Source organism: Bombilactobacillus sp. ESL1197 (genome assembly GCF_058107145.1).
Genome location: NZ_JBYLTY010000004.1, coordinates 266,662 through 286,167 on the forward strand (window position 1 = coordinate 266,662; position 19,506 = coordinate 286,167).

The 19,506-nt window shown below is 39.4% G+C and carries 14 protein-coding genes, 6 tRNA genes, 2 rRNA genes and 1 other annotated feature; of the genes, 20 read left to right on the plus strand and 2 right to left on the minus strand.

Going from position 1 to position 19,506, the window contains the following annotated elements; translation table 11 throughout:
- Positions 1–57: 57 nt before the first annotated feature.
- From AC3B6B_RS08985 to AC3B6B_RS09040, 12 genes are all read left to right on the plus strand, one after another.
- Entirely contained in the window at positions 58–549 is a 492-nt protein-coding gene (locus AC3B6B_RS08985; RefSeq protein WP_489758310.1) for a QueT transporter family protein, read from the plus strand.
- A gap of 99 nt (positions 550–648) precedes the next feature.
- Positions 649–1,848 (plus strand): glycosyltransferase family 4 protein, encoded by a 1,200-nt coding sequence (locus AC3B6B_RS08990; RefSeq protein ID WP_489758311.1) that lies wholly within the window; start codon positions 649–651, stop codon positions 1,846–1,848.
- Entirely contained in the window at positions 1,841–2,875 is a 1,035-nt protein-coding gene (locus AC3B6B_RS08995) for a glycosyltransferase family 4 protein (RefSeq protein ID WP_489758312.1), read from the plus strand. The genes AC3B6B_RS08990 and AC3B6B_RS08995 overlap by 8 nt, the downstream gene beginning before the upstream one ends.
- Positions 2,875–3,924, plus strand: a complete 1,050-nt coding sequence (locus AC3B6B_RS09000; RefSeq protein WP_489758313.1) for a lysylphosphatidylglycerol synthase transmembrane domain-containing protein — start codon at positions 2,875–2,877, stop codon at positions 3,922–3,924. Before AC3B6B_RS08995 ends, AC3B6B_RS09000 begins: the two co-directional genes overlap by 1 nt.
- A complete protein-coding gene (locus AC3B6B_RS09005; RefSeq protein WP_489758314.1) occupies positions 3,921–5,987 on the plus strand; it encodes an LTA synthase family protein in 2,067 nt (688 codons plus the stop codon). Before AC3B6B_RS09000 ends, AC3B6B_RS09005 begins: the two co-directional genes overlap by 4 nt.
- A 17-nt stretch (positions 5,988–6,004) precedes the next feature.
- The gene (locus AC3B6B_RS09010) at positions 6,005–6,460 is read left to right on the plus strand and encodes a Fur family transcriptional regulator (RefSeq protein ID WP_489758315.1); all 456 of its coding nucleotides are present in this window, start codon (positions 6,005–6,007) and stop codon (positions 6,458–6,460) included.
- A 273-nt stretch (positions 6,461–6,733) separates the two neighbouring features.
- Positions 6,734–8,300, plus strand: a 16S ribosomal RNA gene (locus AC3B6B_RS09015).
- Between the two features lie 96 nt (positions 8,301–8,396).
- Positions 8,397–8,470: transfer RNA gene (locus AC3B6B_RS09020), tRNA-Ile, on the plus strand.
- A gap of 12 nt (positions 8,471–8,482) precedes the next feature.
- Positions 8,483–8,555 (plus strand) — tRNA-Ala (locus AC3B6B_RS09025).
- Between the two features lie 122 nt (positions 8,556–8,677).
- Positions 8,678–10,698, plus strand: a 23S ribosomal RNA gene (locus AC3B6B_RS09030).
- The 16S and 23S rRNA genes sit together here with 4 tRNA genes alongside, the layout of an rRNA operon.
- Positions 10,699–10,756: 58 nt before the next feature.
- Positions 10,757–10,987: a sequence feature (most likely nonfunctional fraction of RNA operon), on the plus strand.
- 9 nt (positions 10,988–10,996) lie between these two features.
- Positions 10,997–11,069: transfer RNA gene (locus AC3B6B_RS09035), tRNA-Asn, on the plus strand.
- A gap of 48 nt (positions 11,070–11,117) precedes the next feature.
- Positions 11,118–11,190 (plus strand) — tRNA-Thr (locus tag AC3B6B_RS09040).
- 72 nt (positions 11,191–11,262) lie between these two features.
- Here the strand turns inward: AC3B6B_RS09040 and AC3B6B_RS09045 are convergent.
- Positions 11,263–11,700, minus strand: a complete 438-nt coding sequence (locus AC3B6B_RS09045) for a GNAT family N-acetyltransferase (protein ID WP_489758194.1) — start codon at positions 11,698–11,700, stop codon at positions 11,263–11,265.
- A 169-nt stretch (positions 11,701–11,869) separates the two neighbouring features.
- On the opposite strand from AC3B6B_RS09045, the gene AC3B6B_RS09050 reads away from it, so the two are divergent.
- The 6 genes from AC3B6B_RS09050 (at position 11,870) to AC3B6B_RS09075 (ending at position 16,578) form a co-directional block, all read left to right on the plus strand.
- Complete coding sequence (locus AC3B6B_RS09050) at positions 11,870–12,502, plus strand: DNA-3-methyladenine glycosylase (protein ID WP_489758195.1); 633 nt, start codon at positions 11,870–11,872, stop codon at positions 12,500–12,502.
- Between the two features lie 79 nt (positions 12,503–12,581).
- Positions 12,582–14,042, plus strand: coding sequence for a peptide MFS transporter (locus tag AC3B6B_RS09055; protein WP_489758196.1), 1,461 nt, complete (start codon positions 12,582–12,584; stop codon positions 14,040–14,042).
- 166 nt (positions 14,043–14,208) lie between these two features.
- Positions 14,209–14,291, plus strand: a tRNA-Tyr gene (locus tag AC3B6B_RS09060).
- A 5-nt stretch (positions 14,292–14,296) separates the two neighbouring features.
- Positions 14,297–14,368, plus strand: a tRNA-Gln gene (locus AC3B6B_RS09065).
- 61 nt (positions 14,369–14,429) lie between these two features.
- Entirely contained in the window at positions 14,430–15,131 is a 702-nt protein-coding gene (locus AC3B6B_RS09070; RefSeq protein ID WP_489758197.1) for a GntR family transcriptional regulator, read from the plus strand.
- Positions 15,132–15,150: 19 nt separating this feature from the next.
- Positions 15,151–16,578, plus strand: coding sequence for an O-antigen ligase family protein (locus AC3B6B_RS09075; protein ID WP_489758198.1), 1,428 nt, complete (start codon positions 15,151–15,153; stop codon positions 16,576–16,578).
- 169 nt (positions 16,579–16,747) lie between these two features.
- Here AC3B6B_RS09075 and AC3B6B_RS09080 read toward each other — a convergent pair whose 3' ends face one another.
- Positions 16,748–17,461 (minus strand): WecB/TagA/CpsF family glycosyltransferase, encoded by a 714-nt coding sequence (locus AC3B6B_RS09080; protein ID WP_489758199.1) that lies wholly within the window; start codon positions 17,459–17,461, stop codon positions 16,748–16,750.
- Between the two features lie 79 nt (positions 17,462–17,540).
- Here AC3B6B_RS09080 and AC3B6B_RS09085 point away from each other — a divergent pair, with 79 nt between their 5' ends.
- Both AC3B6B_RS09085 and nadE read left to right on the plus strand, forming a co-directional pair.
- On the plus strand, positions 17,541–18,614 hold the full coding sequence (locus AC3B6B_RS09085) for a glycosyltransferase family 4 protein (RefSeq protein ID WP_489758200.1): 1,074 nt from the start codon (positions 17,541–17,543) through the stop codon (positions 18,612–18,614).
- A gap of 27 nt (positions 18,615–18,641) precedes the next feature.
- Positions 18,642–19,451: an NAD(+) synthase gene (gene nadE, locus AC3B6B_RS09090; RefSeq protein ID WP_489758316.1), complete on the plus strand. Its 810-nt coding sequence runs from the start codon at positions 18,642–18,644 to the stop codon at positions 19,449–19,451.
- The last annotated feature ends 55 nt before the right edge of the window (positions 19,452–19,506 follow it).

Below are 19,506 nucleotides of genomic sequence, written 5' to 3' on the forward strand. Positions count from 1 at the left end.
CAGTTTGGAGAACTCCAGGAAAACCTGTCTTTAAACAAAGATGATGGAGGATTTATTTTGAAAAAATATTTTGCAGAGTTTTCAACTCATGATTGGATTTTAAATGCGCTAATGGCAGCAATCTATGTGGTATTGACCATTACCCCACCTTTAAATTCTTTAGCCTACGGCAATATTCAACTACGCATCTCAGAAGTTTTAGTCATGTTACCTTTTTACAATAAAAAGTTTATTCCCGGCTTAACCTTAGGCTGTTTTATTACTAATTTATTTAGCCCGACGGCGGCGGTGGATATTTTTGTCGGAACTTTTGCGTCGTTACTAACTTTCTTATTAATAATTCATCTTCACAAAGGCTATTGGGTCCCCGTGATTGCTGGCATTGTTAACGGTGTGATTGTGGGGTTGGAACTCAACATTATGACGAAGGCACCATTATTTTTAACGATAGTATATATTTTTATTGGTGAGTTTATTGCAGTATTGATTGGATATATTTTGTTTTCCATTTTGTGGAAAAATCGGCAATTTAAAAAGTTGCTTTCCTAAAGCAGTTGAAAAACTGCTTTTTTTATTACGATAATATGTTTTGGCGACTTATTTTGTTATAATTAGGCATATCAACCTGATTTAAGGGAGTATGAAATAATGAATATTGGGATATTTACGGATACTTATTTCCCCCAAGTTAGTGGTGTAGCAACGTCTATTCAAACTTTAAAGAATGACTTAGAACGTAAGGGAGATACAGTTTATATTTTTACAACCTCTGATCCGCATGTTGCTAAAAATACTGTGGAACCTAATATTTTTCGTTTAGGCAGTATTCCGTTTATTTCGTTTACCGATCGGCGTATTGCGTATCGTGGAATGTTTCATGCATTAAAATTGGCAAAAGAATTAGATTTAGATATTGTGCATACGCAAACGGAATTTTCACTGGGACTGATTGGTAAGTTTGTTGCGCATAGCTTAAAAATTCCGTGTGTGCACACGTATCACACGATGTATGAAGATTACTTGCACTATGTTTTGAATGGTCATTTATTAAAGCCAGCACACGTTAAGCAAATGTCCAAGTTATTTATTTCCGGAATGTCTGGTGTGATTGCGCCTAGTCAACGAGTTTATGATACTTTACGCGGTTACGGTATTAAAACACCGATGCAAATTATTCCAACCGGAGTTGATTTGTCGGCTTTTACCCAGCAACTTGACCCACAACCGTTGTTACAACGTTGGCAACTAACTGATCGGCATCCTATTTTATTGACGCTCAGTCGTATTGCCAATGAAAAAAAGATTGAATTATTAATTCAACAGTTACCACAATTAATTAAATATTATCCCGAACTAATTTTAGTCATTGTTGGTGGTGGCCCCGATAAGGCTGATTTAGTTCAACAGGTTCAACAGTTAAATTTACAACAACACGTTTTATTTACTGGTGAAGTTGATCATGATCACGTGGCGCCATATTATCAAATGGCAGATTTGTTTGTTTCCGCTAGTGATACGGAATCACAGGGCTTAACATTTATTGAGGCATTAGCTTCTGGTTTAAAGTGTGTGGTGCGTTCGAGTCCTTACACTGATAATTTACTTGATGATCCAGCACTTGGAGTCACTTATGAAGATCCCAAACAGTTCGCTAATTTAGTGTTACAATACTTGGATCATCCAAGAGCTTTTGATGATCCGGAACCACGAAAGAAAAAATTACATGAAATTTCAGCCGATTTATTTGGTGATCAAGTCTTAAACTTTTATCAAGATGCTTATAAATATTTTTTACGTAAAAAATTAGCTAATGAGCCATTAAAGGACGGTCAATATTACGATGATTAAAATCACGATGTTTTCGTCATCACAAAAAGTAGCAGGTCAAGGAGTTGGCAGTGCTTATACTGAGTTGATGCAATTATTAAACACTTCTTTAAGTCAAGATTTTCAAATAAATGTCAATGACTTTGTCCACACCAGCGATATTAGTCACTATCATACCGTTGATCCGCAGTTTTATGCTTCTACTTTTATGAAAAATCGCGGCCGAAAAATTGGCTATGTTCATTTTTTGCCAGAAACACTACAAGGTAGTTTGCGAATTCCTAAAATGGCGCAAGGGCTAGTTAGCAAATATATTATTTCATTCTATCAACGCATGGATCATTTGATTGTGGTTAATCCGAGTTTTATTCCTAAGTTAGCACAACATGGGATTGACCCACAAAAAGTGACGTATATTCCAAATTTTGTCTCGAACATGGAATTTTACCGGTTTTCTGACAAAAAACGGAATCAAGTTCGGGCTCAATTGGGTTTGGCTCCAACTGATTTCATGGTTTTTGGCGATGGTCAAGTGCAAAAACGTAAAGGTATTGATGATTTTTATCGCTTAGCGGTGGAAAATCCTGATGTCCAATTTATTTGGGCCGGTGGTTTTTCGTTTGGCGCAATTACTGACGGCTATGACCGTTATAAACAGATGATTCGCCAAGCACCAAAAAATTTAACTTTTACAGATATTATTCCGCGTACGCAATTAAATGAATATTTAAATGCGGCTGATTTATTTTTATTACCTTCGTATGATGAATTGTTCCCAATGTCGGTGCTAGAAGCCTTTAATACAGGCACACCAGTAATGTTGCGTGATTTGGAACTTTACCAAGCAATTATTGCTGATAAATATCGTCCAGCTCAGGACTATGCAGCCATGAATCAAGCTTTACGAGAATTGCAACATGATCCAGAACAATTAGCGACTTTAGCACAAAAAGCGATTAGTGCTGCTCATTATTATTCACAAGAACATTTGAGCCGAATTTGGCATGATTTTTATTTAAACCAATTTCAACAGATGAGGAACGATTAATGAATCGTAAAAATTTTGGAGCAATGTTAGTAATGCTCGCGATTGGCGGGGGAATCTTTGCTTTTGAAATTCATAAAACTAACTTGCAATCATTGTTGCATCAAGCAACCACTATCAATTGGTGGTGGCTACTGATCGCTTTTGGATCAATGTTTTGTTCGTTCTTTTTTGAGGCTTTAGTTTTAAAAGTTTTGTTGCAGAATCGTGATGATGAGTTACATCATTGGTGGAATATTTTAAGAATTCCTTGGATCCAAGCTTTATTTAACGCGATTACACCTTTTTCTTCGGGGGGACAACCCGCACAAATCGTTTCTTTAGTTCAATCAGGGGTCGAGGTAGGCCGTGGCAGTTCAGTCCTATTAATGAAATTTGTTATATATCAAACGATTGTTTTAATTAACTTTATCATTGCAATGCTTTTTCAATTTGACCAAATTGCGCACCATTTTGCCGGATTAGCTATCTTGATTGTTTGTGGTTTTTTGTTACACGTTGTGACAATTGGTGTATTATTAATGATTATGTTTTATTATCGTTTTACGCGCCAAGTAACATTATTAATCATGAAATTTGTCGGTTTGTTTGTTAATACAACCAAAGTACAGTATTGGACAACTAAGGTGCTTAATAAAATTGACAATTTTTACCAAGAAAGTTTAATTTTAAAAAAAGAACGGCGAAAAGTTTGTAAAGCAGCTGTTTTGACTTTTATTCAATTAATTTTTTATTATTTAGTGGTTTATTTCACTTTGTTGGCTTTACACGTTCAACATGTTAATATCATTAACGTTTTAATTACACAAGTAATGATTGTCATGATCACATCCATTTTTCCTATTCCGGGTGGTACAGGTGGCGCTGAATATAGTTTTCGCACTTTATTCTCACAGTACATTAGCTTGCCAAGTCAACTGGTTTTAGGCATGTTTATTTGGCGCTTTATAACTTATTATCTAGGCATGTTTTTAGGAATTATTGCCATTGCATTTAAACCAATTAATGAACGTACTCAGTATTCGGTACGTGGAGGAAAGATTTCAGAATGAAGAACTTCGGAAAAAAATTAGCAAAAACTTTCAACACTAAGCTAGGCTTTTTTACTTTAGCGGTAGTTTTGTGTTGGATTAAAACTTATTTGATTTGTTTGAATAAGTTTAATTTAGGAATCAAGACGAGCATGCAGGCGTTTTTGTTATTCTTAAATCCTATTCCAACAACCATTTTATTATTAGGAATTGCGCTTTATTTGAAGGGGCGTAAATCATACATTTACATGATGATTATTGATCTAATTACGTCAACTTGGCTCTTTGCTAATATTTTATATTATCGAGAATTTTCGGATTTTTTAACTTTGACGTTAATTAAGGGTTCTAGTTCTGTTTCGAATAATCTGGGTACCAGCATTGTAGGAATTATTAGACCAACTGACTTTTTAGCTTTTGCAGATGTTTTAGTATTAATTATTTTGTTAGCTTTTAAAGTTGTGAAAATAGATATTCAAAAGTTAACTACGAAAATCCCTTTGACAATTACAGGGATTGCCATTGTTAGCTTTGGGATTAACTTAACTTTGGCGCAACAGGATCGTTCAGGCTTATTAACCCGGACGTTTGATAATAATTATATTGTGAAATATTTAGGCTTAAATGCTTATTCGGTTTATGATACAGTCAAAGCTGCGAAAACTAGCGCAGTCAAAGCTAGTGCTGATAGTTCTGATATGAAGACAGTTAAGAACTATATGAGTAACAATTATGTTGCTCCGAATGTGCAATATACCGGAGTAGCTAAGGGTAAAAATGTTTTTGTGATTCATTTGGAAAGTTTCCAACAATTTTTATTAGATTTTAAATGGGATAATCAAGAAGTTACTCCTAATTTGAATAAGATTTATCATGAAAGTAATACCTTGAGTTTTGATAACTTCTTTAATCAAGTAGGACAAGGTAAGACTGCAGATGCCGAAATGATGATGGAAAATTCTTTATTTGGCTTGCCTGAAGGGGCAGCGATGGTAACTGACGGTACATCGAATACCTTTCAAGCTGCGCCAGCTATTTTAGATCAGCATGGTTATACAACCGCATCTTTTCATGGCGATGTACCTAGTTTTTGGAATCGCGATAACACTTATAAATCCTGGGGGTATAACTATTTCTTTAGCTCCAATTACTATAAGCAAAAGAAAAATTATAATGTTGGTTATGGCATGAAAGATAAGATCTTTATGAAGGATACTGCTAGTTATATCCAACAGTTGCCGCAACCTTTTTATGCTAAAGTGATTACCGTTACGAACCACTATCCGTATTTGTTAGATAAAAAGAATCAGACCATTTCTAAAACTAATACCGGTGATAAAACTGTTGATGGTTATGTACAAACAGCACATTATTTAGATCAATCAATTGGTGAATTTATGAATTGGTTGAAAGCTACAGGCTTAGATAAAAATAGTATGGTAGTCTTTTATGGAGATCACTACGGTATTTCAGGTAATCATAAGAAGGCTGTTGCTAAGTTATTGGGTAAGGACAAATTTAACGATTTTGATAATGCCCAATTTCAACGGGTACCATTTATGATTCATATGAATGGTTTGCAAGGTGGAGTTAATCACACGTACGGTGGTGAAATCGATGCATTACCAACAATTTTGAATTTATTGGGTGTTAATAATCGTAATAATATTCAATTTGGTTCTGATTTATTGTCGAATAAACATCCACAATTAGTTGCCTTTCGGAACGGAGACTTTGTATCCCCAGAATTTACAAAGGTCAACGGTGCTTACTACTATACTAAGAATGGTAAAGCGGCAAAAGACTTGACCCCAGAACAAAAAAGTCGTGTTGATGCTATGTCTAATAAAGTAGCAACTGAATTATCATTGTCGGATAAGATTATTACTGGTGATCTGCTGAGGTTCTACACACCAAAGGGGTTTGACAAAGTAAATAAAAAAGATTTTAATTATTCTAAAAAGAAATCCTTAAAGAAATTAAAGGCTCAGAATAAAAAAGATAAGTCTAGCTTGGAATATAAGAATAATAATAAATCATTAATGAATCTCTATCACACAGACGCTCCAGAGCTAGCTAATTAAGAAAGGAGTGGCTAAGTTTGGATACTGATCAATTTGAAGAAGAATTTCAGGAACAAGTTCAAGACCTAAGGCAACACAAAGTAAGGATGACTGAACAGAGATTGCTTATTTTGAAATATATGATGACCCATCAAAATCATCCTACAGCGGAAATGGTTTATAACGATCTCAAAGATGAGGTCACTTCCAATGTTAGTATTGCTACTGTCTATAATAATCTCAAGTTTTTGTCTAAAATAACTCCAATTAATGAATTGACCTATGATGATAGGTCAATTCATTTTGATTATTATCACCAAGAACATTTTCATGCAATTTGCCGAATTTGTGGGCAAGTTTACGATATTAATTATCATGATTATGAATCTTTAAAACGGCGGTTAATCAAGGATTCAGGGTTTGAAATAGAAAAAATCGAATTAAATATCCAAGGAATTTGCAAAAAATGTCAAAAAGGGGTTGCAAAAGGGTAAAAAAGTTGATAATATATTTTCTGTTGTCAATGAGTCATGCGCGTCACTGTTAAGCAAATAAAAAAAACAGTTGACAAGCTCATGATAAGATGATAAACTAAATAAGCCGCTTAATCAAGTGGTAATCAACAAAAAGTTAAGTAGATCTTTGAAAACTGAACAAAGTTTCTTTAAAAGCCAAGTGCTGGGTTCTTGAAAAAGAACCTGTCAATTTAAAAGTAATAAAGAAGACAAAGAACGTTAGAGTTCTAAGTCTGAGTCAACAAACTAACAAAAAATGAGAGTTTGATCCTGGCTCAGGACGAACGCTGGCGGCGTGCCTAATACATGCAAGTCGAGCGAGCAGAAGTAACGGAATACCTTCGGGTAGGAAGATATGGACGCGAGCGGCGGATGGGTGAGTAACACGTAGGTAACCTGCCCTTTAGCGGGGGATAACAATTGGAAACAGTTGCTAATACCGCATAAAGTGCTTAATCACATGATTAAGGAATGAAAGACGGTTTCGGCTGTCACTAAAGGATGGACCTGCGGCGTATTAGCTAGTTGGTGAGGTAAAGGCCCACCAAGGCGATGATACGTAGCCGACCTGAGAGGGTAATCGGCCACATTGGGACTGAGACACGGCCCAAACTCCTACGGGAGGCAGCAGTAGGGAATCTTCCACAATGGACGAAAGTCTGATGGAGCAACGCCGCGTGGATGAAGAAGGTTTTCGGATCGTAAAATCCTGTTGTTGAAGAAGAACGTGCTTGAGAGTAACTGCTCAAGTAGTGACGGTATTCAACCAGAAAGTCACGGCTAACTACGTGCCAGCAGCCGCGGTAATACGTAGGTGGCAAGCGTTGTCCGGATTTATTGGGCGTAAAGGGAGCGCAGGCGGTTTGAAAAGTCTGAATGTGAAAGCCCTCAGCTTAACTGAGGAAGTGCATCGGAAACTGTCAAACTTGAGTGCAGAAGAGGAGAGTGGAACTCCATGTGTAGCGGTGAAATGCGTAGATATATGGAAGAACACCAGTGGCGAAGGCGGCTCTCTGGTCTGTAACTGACGCTGAGGCTCGAAAGCATGGGTAGCGAACAGGATTAGATACCCTGGTAGTCCATGCCGTAAACGATGAGTGCTAAGTGTTGGGAGGTTTCCGCCTCTCAGTGCTGCAGCTAACGCATTAAGCACTCCGCCTGGGGAGTACGACCGCAAGGTTGAAACTCAAAGGAATTGACGGGGGCCCGCACAAGCGGTGGAGCATGTGGTTTAATTCGAAGCAACGCGAAGAACCTTACCAGGTCTTGACATCTCCTGAAAGCTGTAGAGATACAGGGTTCCCTTCGGGGACAGGAAGACAGGTGGTGCATGGTTGTCGTCAGCTCGTGTCGTGAGATGTTGGGTTAAGTCCCGCAACGAGCGCAACCCTTGTTACTAGTTGCCAGCATTAAGTTGGGCACTCTAGTGAGACTGCCGGTGACAAACCGGAGGAAGGTGGGGACGACGTCAAATCATCATGCCCCTTATGACCTGGGCTACACACGTGCTACAATGGATGGTACAACGAGAAGCGAACTCGTGAGGGCAAGCAGAACTCTAAAAACCATTCTCAGTTCGGATTGCAGGCTGCAACTCGCCTGTATGAAGTTGGAATCGCTAGTAATCGTGGATCAGCATGCCACGGTGAATACGTTCTCGGGCCTTGTACACACCGCCCGTCACACCATGAGAGTTTGTAATACCCAAAGCCGGTGGGGTAACCCTTCGGGGAGCTAGCCGTCTAAGGTAGGACAAATGATTAGGGTGAAGTCGTAACAAGGTAGCCGTAGGAGAACCTGCGGCTGGATCACCTCCTTTCTAAGGAAAAATAAACGGAAAGCAGTTGGCAAGAAACTTTGTTTAGTTTTGAGAGGTCTACTCTCAGGGCACCAAGAGACAAGCGCGAAAGAAATCGGGCCTATAGCTCAGCTGGTTAGAGCGCACGCCTGATAAGCGTGAGGTCGATGGTTCAAGTCCATTTAGGCCCATAGAAATAGTACGGGGGTTTAGCTCAGCTGGGAGAGCACCTGCTTTGCAAGCAGGAGGTCATCGGTTCGATCCCGTTAACCTCCATTGACAGGAAACTGTCAAGGACATTAGTACTTTGAAAACTGAATATTATGAGAAGAAAGACACCGAGAATCGAGAGATTCGAAGAAAGTAAGAAACAGTAGTAAATAAGGTTAAGATAATAAGGGCGCACGGTGGATGCCTAGGTACTAGGAGCCGAAGAAGGACGCAACGAACAGCGAAATGCTCCGGGGAGTTGTAAGTAAACGAAGATCCGGAGATATCCGAATGGGGGAACCCGGCTAAGGTAAAGCTTAGTCACACTGCGACGAAAGTTGTAAGTGAGGAAGACATGGTGAACTGAAACATCTAAGTAGCCATAGGAAGAGAAAGAAAAATCGATTTCCTGAGTAGCGGCGAGCGAAACGGAAAGAGCCCAAACCAGAGAGCATGCTCTTTGGGGTTGTAGGACTGGGACGTGAGATAGTCGAAGATAGCTGAATCAGTTGGGAAGCTGAACCAGAGATAGTGATAGTCTAGTAGGCGAAATCAGAGACACTCTACCAGTATCCTGAGTACGGCGGGGCACGTGAAACCCCGTCGGAAGCAGGGAGGACCATCTCCCAAGGCTAAATACTCCCTAGTGACCGATAGAGAACAAGTACCGTGAGGGAAAGGTGAAAAGCACCCCGGAAGGGGAGTGAAATAGATCCTGAAACCGTGTGCCTACAAGTAGTCAGAGCTCGTTAAAGAGTGATGGCGTGCCTTTTGTAGAATGAACCGGCGAGTTACGATTGCGTGCGAGGTTAAGTTGAGAAGACGGAGCCGTAGCGAAAGCGAGTCTGAATAGGGCGAAAGAGAGTACGTAGTCGTAGACCCGAAACCAAGTGACCTACCCATGTCCAGGTTGAAGGTGCGGTAAAACGCACTGGAGGACCGAACCCACGTAAGTTGAAAATTGCGGGGATGAGGTGTGGGTAGCGGTGAAATTCCAAACGAACTTGGAGATAGCTGGTTCTCTCCGAAATAGCTTTAGGGCTAGCCTCGGAGAAGAGGATCTTGGAGGTAGAGCACTGTTTGGACTAGGGGCCCAACATGGGTTACTGAATTCAGATAAACTCCGAATGCCAAAGATCTTTCTCCGGGAGTCAGACGGTGAGTGATAAGATCCATCGTCGAAAGGGGAACAGCCCAGATCACCAGTTAAGGTCCCAAAATCCATACTAAGTGGAAAAGGAAGTGGAACTGCACAGACAACTAGGATGTTGGCTTAGAAGCAGCAACTCATTTAAAGAGTGCGTAATAGCTCACTAGTCGAGTGGTTCTGCGCCGAAAATGTACCGGGGCTAAGTATGGTACCGAAACTGTGGATGTGCATCGAAAGATGTACGTGGTAGGAGAGCGTTGTAAGCACGAAGAAGCCAGATCGAGAGGACTGGTGGAGAGCTTAGAAGTGAGAATGCCGGTATGAGTAGCGAAAGACCAGTGAGAATCTGGTCCACCGGATGACTAAGGTTTCCTGGGGAAGGCTCGTCCGCCCAGGGTTAGTCGGGACCTAAGATGAGGCCGAGAGGCGTAATCGATGGAAAACAGGTTGAGATTCCTGTACTGTTCAGTGTTGTTTGAACGATGGAGGGACGCAGGAGATGAATTGTGAGCATGCAGCTGGAAAAGCATGTCTAAGCAGCGAGTCTGGATATGAGTCAAATGCTTATAACCGCGAAGGATGAGTTGTGATAGGGAGCGAAATTAAAGTAGCGAAGCACAATAGTCACACTGCCGAGAAAAGCTTCTAGTGAGACACTGAATACCCGTACCGCAAACCGACACAGGTAGTCAAGGAGAGAATCCTAAGGTGAGCGAGAGAACTATCGTTAAGGAACTCGGCAAAATAGCCCCGTAACTTTGGAAGAAGGGGTGCTGGTGTAAGAGCCAGCCGCAGTGAAAAGGCCCAAACAACTGTTTATCAAAAACACAGGTCTCTGCAAAATCGTAAGATGACGTATAGGGGCTGACGCCTGCCCGGTGCTGGAAGGTTAAGAGGATGAGTTAGACTTCGGTCGAAGCCCAGAATTGAAGCCCCAGTAAACGGCGGCCGTAACTATAACGGTCCTAAGGTAGCGAAATTCCTTGTCGGGTAAGTTCCGACCCGCACGAAAGGCGTAATGATTTGGGCACTGTCTCAACGATAGACTCGGTGAAATTATAATACCCGTGAAGATGCAGGTTACCCGCGACAGGACGGAAAGACCCCATGGAGCTTTACTGTAGCTTGATATTGAGGCGCTGGTGGGATACTACCCTTGTTATATGAAAGCTCTAACCCGCGCCGTTGAAGCACGGCGGGAGACAGTGTCAGGTGGGCAGTTTGACTGGGGCGGTCGCCCGATAGCGAGGAGGAAACACCTGGAATCATGCCGAACACAGAAGTTAAGCTTCTCAGCGCCGAAAGTAGTTGGTGGGAAACTACCTGCGAGGATAGGTCGTTGCCATGCTGCTCTTATTCCGGTTTAGCTCAGTTGGTAGAGCATCTGACTGTTAATCAGGGTGTCGTCAGTTCGAGTCTGACAACCGGAGTTATAGTCGGATGTTTAACCGGCTTTTTTTATTAGTTTCGGATTGTTCGCCAGCTTAGCTCAGTTGGTAGAGCATCGGTATCGTAAACCGAGGGTCACAGGTTCGAATCCTGCAGCTGGCAGTATTATTATAAACAAAATAAAAAACGTTATATTAAGTTATAGCGTTTTTTATTTTGTCCATATTTATTTGATTAAACAGCTTTAACCATTTTATGGTGTTTGATACCAGCATCTAAAAATTGATTGCCTTCGACCTGATATCCTAAATTAGTATAAAAATTTTGAGCTTGATCTTGCGCATTTAAGACGAGAGTTTTAATTCCTTGCGTTTGAGCGTGTTGTTCAATCATCTGCATTATTTGACTGGCAAATCCTTGATGCCGAAAATTTTGGCGAACAGCAACTCGTTGAATATGCCATTGGGTTGGCGTTCCTTTTAAAACGCGCGCTGTGGCAATTGGCTGGTCGTTATGTTCATCGTAACCTACATAATATTGACAATTTGCTTCATCCTGATCAATTTCTAGATCAGCCGGAACATGTTGTTCTTGAATAAAAACTGTTTTTCTTAAAACTAAACTATCTTGATAAATTTGATCATTTAAATCGTCCGTGAATTTGATAATCATTTTTTCTTCCTTTCTTAACGCAAATTAGTTGACGAATTTGTTTTTTTAGCTCAATAATTTAATTGGATATTAAATTGCAAGACTTAATAATATTAGTTCTGTTTAACCATTGTGAAAATAGAGCTAATGTTTTTAATTTTACCATAAAGTATTTAGAAAGGAGGTTCTTATGAGTTCAATTACAGCATTTTTAACCAGTCAATCAACGATTCAATTAGCTCAAGATTTGTTAGGACATGAATTACAGTATCACTCTGCCTATGGTTTAACTGCTGGTTTGATTGTTGAGACAGAAGCATATTTAGGTACGCCGGATTCTGCTTCACATGCATATCGTGGTCATCATTCTCGCGCTAATCAAGCACTTTATCAAGATCCAGGAACCATTTATATTCATTCACAGCGCGGACATTACTTATTGGACATTGTTGTTCAAATGTCAGGACAACCAGAAAGTATTTTGATTCGGGCTCTGCAACCGACCAAGGGGTTAACTATTATGCGAGAACTACGGCAACAGACAACGACGACTAATTTAACGAATGGACCTGCTAAGTTGACCCAAGCGTTAGGAATTACGTCGCGTGATTTAAACCAAACCCCCTTGAGTTTCAAGACGCTGAGTTTAAGTGATCAACGAATTAAAACGCCCAAAATTATTAAAACTTCTGCGCGGATTAATGTTAGTCAACGTGGTAATTGGGCACAAAAACCTTTACGTTTTTTTGTTGCGGGTAATCCTTATGTTTCTAATTGTCGCAAAAAAGATTGTTTATTTACTAGTTTGGGCTGGAATCGCTAAATTGGGCATTGTTTTTTGACATTATCTATTAGAAAGATTAAAATGTTAGGGCATTGTTTAATATTTAGGGAGAATATTTATGGATACAAAAAAGGAAAAGACGTTCTTTGGTCAGCCTATGGGGTTAAAGACCCTATTTATGACTGAATTTTGGGAACGATTTAGTTATTATGGCATGCGGGCAATTCTGTTGTACTACATGTACTATGCGATCAAGCTCGGTGGCTTAGGCTTTAAGCAAGAAACTGCTGCGTCCATTATGTCTATTTACGGGTCATTGGTTTATATGACCAGTGTTTTAGGAGGTTATATTAGTGATCGTATTCTAGGTAGTCGGCGAACCGTCTTTTGGGGCGGGGTTTTGATCATGTTTGGTCATATCTTCTTGTCGTTGCCGCTAGGTTCTACCACGTTATACTTGTCGATTTTGTTCATTACAATTGGTACTGGTTTGTTAAAACCCAATGTTTCGGACATGGTCGGTGATTTATATAGTGCTGAGGATAACCGCCGTGATGCTGGATTTAGTATTTTTGTCATGGGAATTAACTTAGGTTCCTTAATTGCGCCCGCAGTGGTTAGTCAAGCTTGGAAGAGTTTTAACTTCCATGTTGGCTTTTCACTAGCTGCGATTGGGATGTTCTTTGGTTTAATCACGTATTATATTCAAGGAAAGAAATATTTACCAGCAGAAACGTTGAAACCCACTGATCCTATTACTGATGCTGAAAAAAGTAAACTTTATAAAAAGGTCATTGTCTTTGTCATAGCAATTGTCGTTATTGTTTTATTAATGATGGTCATGAAGTTAGCTAGTTTACAGAACTTTATTAGTTTAATCAGTATTTTTGGCATTATTTTACCAATTGCATACTTTATTATTATTTTAAGTAGTAAAAAGGTGACTAAGATTGAAAAATCGCGCGTTTATGCTTATATTGGCTTATTTATCGCTGCGGTAATCTTCTGGGCCATTGAAGAGCAAGGTTCTTCTATTTTGGGCTTGTTTGTTGCTAATAATACGCAATTGCATTTGGGGAGCTTTGAATTGAATCCAAGCTGGTTCCAAATGTTAAATCCATTCTTTATTATTATCTATACACCATTATTTGCTTCACTTTGGACTAAACTAGGTAAAAAGCAGCCTTCGTCACCGACTAAGTTCTGGTTAGGCTTAGTCTTTACCGGTATTTCCTATTTAGTTTTGGTTCTACCGTTAATGGGCGGTTCACACGGCAAAGTTAATCCATTATGGTTAGTTTTGAGCTGGGGCATTGTAGAAATTGGTGAAATGTTAATCTCACCAATTGGTCTTTCAGTTACGACTAAATTGGCGCCCAAAGCTTTCTCATCCGAAATGATGAGTATGTGGTTCTTAGCAGATGCTGCGGGACAAGCTATTAATTCCCAATTAGTTAGATTTTATCCACACCACGAAATGGCTTACTTTGGTGTAACGGGGTTAGTAGCAATTGCCTTTGCTATTCTCTTGATTTTCTTTACACCAAAAATCAAAAAATTAATGTCCGGAATCAATTAATAAAAGTTCACCTTTTGGTGAACTTTTTTCGTTTTTTAAAAGAATTATTGGTATAATATTCGTGGAATGTTTCGGAAGTTATCAATAGAAAAATAAAAAATTTGTTATAACCTCTTGCAAAATGGAACAAAATTGGTTATTATATTTAATGTCCTATTGATATGTTGGAAGGGTAGCGAAGTCTGGCTAAACGCGGCGGACTGTAAATCCGCTCCTTCGGGTTCGGTGGTTCGAATCCACTCCCTTCCATTGATTGGGTTATAGCCAAGTGGTAAGGCAATGGACTTTGACTCCATTATGCGCTGGTTCGAATCCAGCTAACCCAATAATTGACTGAAACGTTGGTTTCAGTCTTTTTTTATTTTTAATTTGAGGGGGGTAATCTCCGTGTCCGAAGTACCAATTTATGTTCAGATTCATAACCAAATGAAATCCGAGATTGCCCAAGGAAAGTGGCAAGTAGGCCAAAGAATTCCGTCAGAGCGCTGGTTAGCACAGCATTTTGCTGTGAGTCGCATGACCGCACGGCAAGCCATTCAGACCTTGGTTGATGAAGGAATCTTGTCACGTAAGGTTGGTTCTGGGACTTATGTTGCTAGTCAAAAAGTTCAAGAAAAAATGTCCGGAACGACTAGTTTTACAGATATTATGAAATCACAGGGCAAAAAGCCGGCTAGTCGCGTCGTCTCCTATCATCTTGCCGAACCAACGCTCAGTGAGAAAGAGCATTTACAATTAGCCGATAAAATTGATGTTTTACGAATGGAACGCATTCGCTTAGCCGATGGCGTGCCCATTTGTTTTGAAATCACTACTGTACCGTGGAATCTCGTTCGGGATTTAAGTCAACAGCAAATTACACAATCGCTGTATCACGCTTTAGAGCAAAAGGGCTTAAAGCTCGGACATGCTCAACAGAATGTGTCAGCAATGTTAGCCTCAGAAAAAGTAGCTGAGCTTTTAAAGGTCAAGCGGGGTGCTCCTGTGCTAAGATTACGGCAGGTTACCTTCTTAGATGATGAGCAACCGTTTGAATATGTTCGTTCACAGTATGTGGGTGAGCGCTTTGAGTTTTATTTAGAAAGATAAAAGATAATGGAGAATTATTGTGAAATCTAGTTCAATTCAACGTTTTAGTTGGTATTTAATGATTTATTTTTTAATACAACCAATTTTGGATGTGATTACCGGTTGGCAAATGAAAGTATTGCCTAACTTTAGTTTGACACTGGGCGTAGCGATTCGTGCAATTATGCTAGTTTTAATTGTTGGCTTTATTTTAAAAGTTGCGCACCAGCGTGATGATTGGCTGGATCGTTATGTGCCGTGGTTCTTAGGACTATTATTAGTATTAGTTGTGATTAATTTGGTGGTTAATTATTTCAATAAGCCCGCTTTTTCGTGGTTTACAGAAATTTCGGCGTGTTTTAAAAGTCTGCATTACTTAATTATTATTTTGGGCATGTACTACGCGTTTAAGAATTTATCAGCACAGCAATTAAAGCGTTCGGTGCCGGTTTTTGTTTATTGGGCACAAATGATGATTAACGTGGTCATGATTGTAGCAGTTATGACCAACACGGCTTTTCATACCTATCCCCAGGGAAAACTAGGAACGAGTGGTTGGTTTAATGCTGGCAATGAGTTAAGTGCAATTTTGGCAATTGCCTTTCCGATTGTTTTGCTATATGCGCTAGAAAAATCTCAGCAGCAGCATAATTATTGGTACTTTGGCGGCGTGATTCTATCCGTCAATTCTATTACAATGCTCGGAACGAAAAGCTGTTTCTATGGGATGATTTTAGCGCTCATTTCGGCTTTCTGTTTGCAGTTAATACGAATCTTTGTGACGCATGAAAAAAAAGCTGTCAATATCATTAATACGGTTCTAATTGCCGTTTTATTGGGGGGAGTTTTAGCAATTTATCCGCATTCACCAGTTCATGATAATAGTGTGATTCAAAATCGAATTATTCGCGAAAATCAACAAAATAAAAAGAAAATGTTGTCTGATAAAAAGCACAGAAAGCATATGGATCATTACGAGCGTTTCTTATTGCAAAATAAGGAATTAAGTAATCCGCTACTAGCGAAGTTATTAAGCGGCCGGACCAATTATTATCGCCTAAATAGTTATGAATATAAAAAATCTGCCTTGGCCCAAAAATTATTTGGGATGGGCTACGGGGGTAATTATCGTAAGCATCCGCGAACTGTGGAGATGGATTGGTTAGACTTCTTCTTCCAATTTGGAATTATTGGTTTTGTGATTACCATTTTGCCGTTAGTCGGCATTATCTTCTATTTATTGTTTGAATTCTGCCGTTACTTTTTCCAACCAAAAATTCAAACCAATTTATTATATTTTGTGGCCTTTGGCTTGGGAATTTTTATGTCAATCTTTTCAGGGCATGTTCTCAATGCGCCCGGAGTTAGCATGTATTTTGGTTGGGTCACAGCATACTTGTTGTTTGTCTTACAAAAACCCAAACCACAACATCTAGCTTCTCGAAAAACTAAAGTTATGTTTCCTTAAAGCTAAAACTTTTTCTAAGTAATCAAAAATTCCGTTCTTAAAAATTAATTTAGGAACGGAATTTTTTTGCGTCGTTGGCGTAATTTGAAAGGTAATGATGCTGTTACAAAAATTAAAAAGATATTATTAGGACACTATTAAGTGCGGAACTACTCAAAGATTTTTAGGGTTAATGTTGTTTCTTAACTAATTTTAAAAAGCGCGGTAAAGCTAAGAAACGTTTAAAACGACTAGGATGGCTTAATAAGCGATAGAGCCATTCTAAGTGCCAGTTTTGAATTAATTGCGGGGCGCGTTTGACCGTTCCAGATAAGACGTCAAAACTGCCTCCCACGCCAATCCAAATTGCAGGCGTCAGTTGGCGGTGGCGATAAATAAATTCTTCCTGTTTGGGAAATCCTAAAGCGACAGCCACGATATCAGGTTTAGTTTGTTTTATTTCTTGGACAATGGGTTGTTCATCTTGAAAATACCCGTCATGTGATCCGACAAGTTTTAGTTGGGGATATTTTTGGTGAATATTTTGGACGGTTTTAGTAATAATTTCGGGTTTAGCACCTAATAAATATACTTTTAGGCTACATTTATTGGCAATTTCTAGTAAACTAGTAAGTGTATCAAAGCCAGTAATTCGTTCGGAGAGTGGTTGATGCATCATTTGTCCTGCTTTAATAATCCCGATACCATCAGGAGTGATGTAGTCGGCTGTTTGAATTAATTTGCGATATTCTGGATGATCGTAAGCATAAACTGCAATCTCAGGGTTAGCAGTAACAATAAAGGTATTTTGATGATTAGTGATACGTTGCTGGAGTAACTTTATAAAATTTTGATTAGTAGTACTAATAAAAGGCAAATCTAAGATTTTAATTTGTTTTAGCAATTTTTCTAAACTCCTTTTTTAATACCTTTAGTTTACGATAACTAGATTTGTTTAACAATTTATTGTGAGGATTTAATTTATGAAAACTTTACACGTGAACGCCGGGAATGAAAATGGCGGCGGACGAACGATTATTATTAATATTCTACGGGGCTTGAATCAACGAGATATTGATTCGCAGCTCTTAGTTTTTGAACGGGGTCCAGTTTCTGATCTAGCAAATGAATGGCAAATTCCCACTACTATTATGAACCAAGATGGGCAGTTGGATTTGCGGGTGCTCGGGCGTCTCAAGAAGTTCATTAATGATAATCAAATTGATATTGTGAATACGCATGGCCCCCGGGCTAATTTTTTAATGAGTTTGATTTATAAACATGTGCATGCGAAGTGGATCATTACGGTTCATAGTGATCCTTATGTGGATTTTGCTGACAATTTCAAGGGGAAGTTAATGACTTCTTTAAATTTACGGGCCTTGAAAAAAGCTGAGCTATTGATGCCAGTAACTGCTAAATTTAAGCCAATTTTAGAACAAGTGGGGATTGCCTCAGACAAAATCAAGCCGGTCTTTAATACAATGTATTTTCGCGAAAAAGCGCCCCAAACGACGCGACAAGATCCGTTTACGCTATTGAATGTCGCTCGTTTGGTGCCTGTGAAAAACCAACAATTACTCTTAAAAGTTTTAGCAGAGCTAGATTTTGACTGGCGCTTAAAGCTAGTGGGCGATGGAACTTCGCGGCCCCAATTGGAACACTTAGTACAAGAACTAGATTTGGCACAAAAAGTCGAGTTTATTGGCTTTCAAGACAAGACAGAGCAGTATTACCAAAACGCGGACTTATTTGTCCTACCATCATTATCGGAAGGCTTTCCACTAGTTTTACTAGAAGCAGCTAATAATGGTTTACCCGTGGTCGCTAGTGATGCTGGTTCGGATGCGCAAGCTGTTCAACCGGGTCTGGGGTGGATTACCCCTATTAATGATTTTGAAAGCCTAAAACAGGCGTTAATTCAAGCTCATGACTTGTGGCAAAAAGATGAATTACGCGCTTTGGGCCAGAAATATTATGAATATTGTGCTGCCAATTTTTCTAACGAACGTTTGGCTCAAACAATCAGTGAAATTTATCAAACTGTGTTAAAGTAATTGTATTTGAGAAATGAGGTTTTAAGATTGCGTCCATTACAAAAAGAAATTATTGCTTTTGAAAAAGTTGCGCCCCAGATTGATCCTGAACAAGAAGTACGGCGGAGTGTGGACTTTTTAAAGCATTTTTTACAAAAAAATCAATTAAAAACATTAGTGTTAGGAATTTCTGGTGGTCAAGATTCGACTTTAACAGGTCGCTTAGCCCAGTTAGCTGTTAGTGAATTACGAGCAGAACAACCCCAATCTAGTTACCAATTTATTGCCGTTCGTTTGCCTTATGGGCAACAAGCTGATGAATCAGATGCTTTACAGGCTTTAGATTTTATTCAACCGGATAAGACTTACCGGGTGGATATTAAGCCAGCGGTAGATGCAGTCGTGGCTAGTATCACACCTAATGGCTTAGCCATTAGTGATTTCAATAAGGGCAATATTAAAGCGCGTCAACGCATGATTGTACAATATGCGATTGCTGGTGAAACTAAGGGCGTTGTAGTGGGAACCGATCACGCCGCGGAAAATATTACGGGTTTTTATACTAAATACGGTGATGGCGCCGCCGATGTTACGCCTTTATTTAGGTTAAATAAGCGCCAAGGCCGTCAATTATTGCAATACTTGCAAGCCCCGGCCAATTTATATACTAAAACCCCGACGGCTGATGGTCGGCCAGGTTTAGCTGATGAAGTTGCTTTGGGGGTAACGTATCAAGAGATTGATGATTATTTGGAAGGCAAAGAAGTCACAGCAGCAGCGGCCCAAAAGATTGAAAACTGGTATTTGAAGACTGCTCATAAGCGGCAGTTGCCGTATACAGTTTTTGATCAATTTTAAGGAGGCAAAGACATGGTTAATAAAGCACAACAGCGGGCGATCAAGTATGCACAAA

What these genes read in the sequence shown, in the direction of transcription:
- AC3B6B_RS09045 (WP_489758194.1), bottom strand. Translation starts at nt 11,700, where the DNA reads ATGATTATCAAATTCACGGACGATTTAAATGATCAAATTTATCAAGAT.
- AC3B6B_RS09005 (WP_489758314.1), top strand. Translation starts at nt 3,921, where the DNA reads ATGAAGAACTTCGGAAAAAAATTAGCAAAAACTTTCAACACTAAGCTA.
- AC3B6B_RS09055 (WP_489758196.1), top strand. Translation starts at nt 12,582, where the DNA reads ATGGATACAAAAAAGGAAAAGACGTTCTTTGGTCAGCCTATGGGGTTA.
- AC3B6B_RS09085 (WP_489758200.1), top strand. Translation starts at nt 17,541, where the DNA reads ATGAAAACTTTACACGTGAACGCCGGGAATGAAAATGGCGGCGGACGA.
- AC3B6B_RS09000 (WP_489758313.1), top strand. Translation starts at nt 2,875, where the DNA reads ATGAATCGTAAAAATTTTGGAGCAATGTTAGTAATGCTCGCGATTGGC.
- AC3B6B_RS08990 (WP_489758311.1), top strand. Translation starts at nt 649, where the DNA reads ATGAATATTGGGATATTTACGGATACTTATTTCCCCCAAGTTAGTGGT.
- AC3B6B_RS09050 (WP_489758195.1), top strand. Translation starts at nt 11,870, where the DNA reads ATGAGTTCAATTACAGCATTTTTAACCAGTCAATCAACGATTCAATTA.
- AC3B6B_RS08995 (WP_489758312.1), top strand. Translation starts at nt 1,841, where the DNA reads ATGATTAAAATCACGATGTTTTCGTCATCACAAAAAGTAGCAGGTCAA.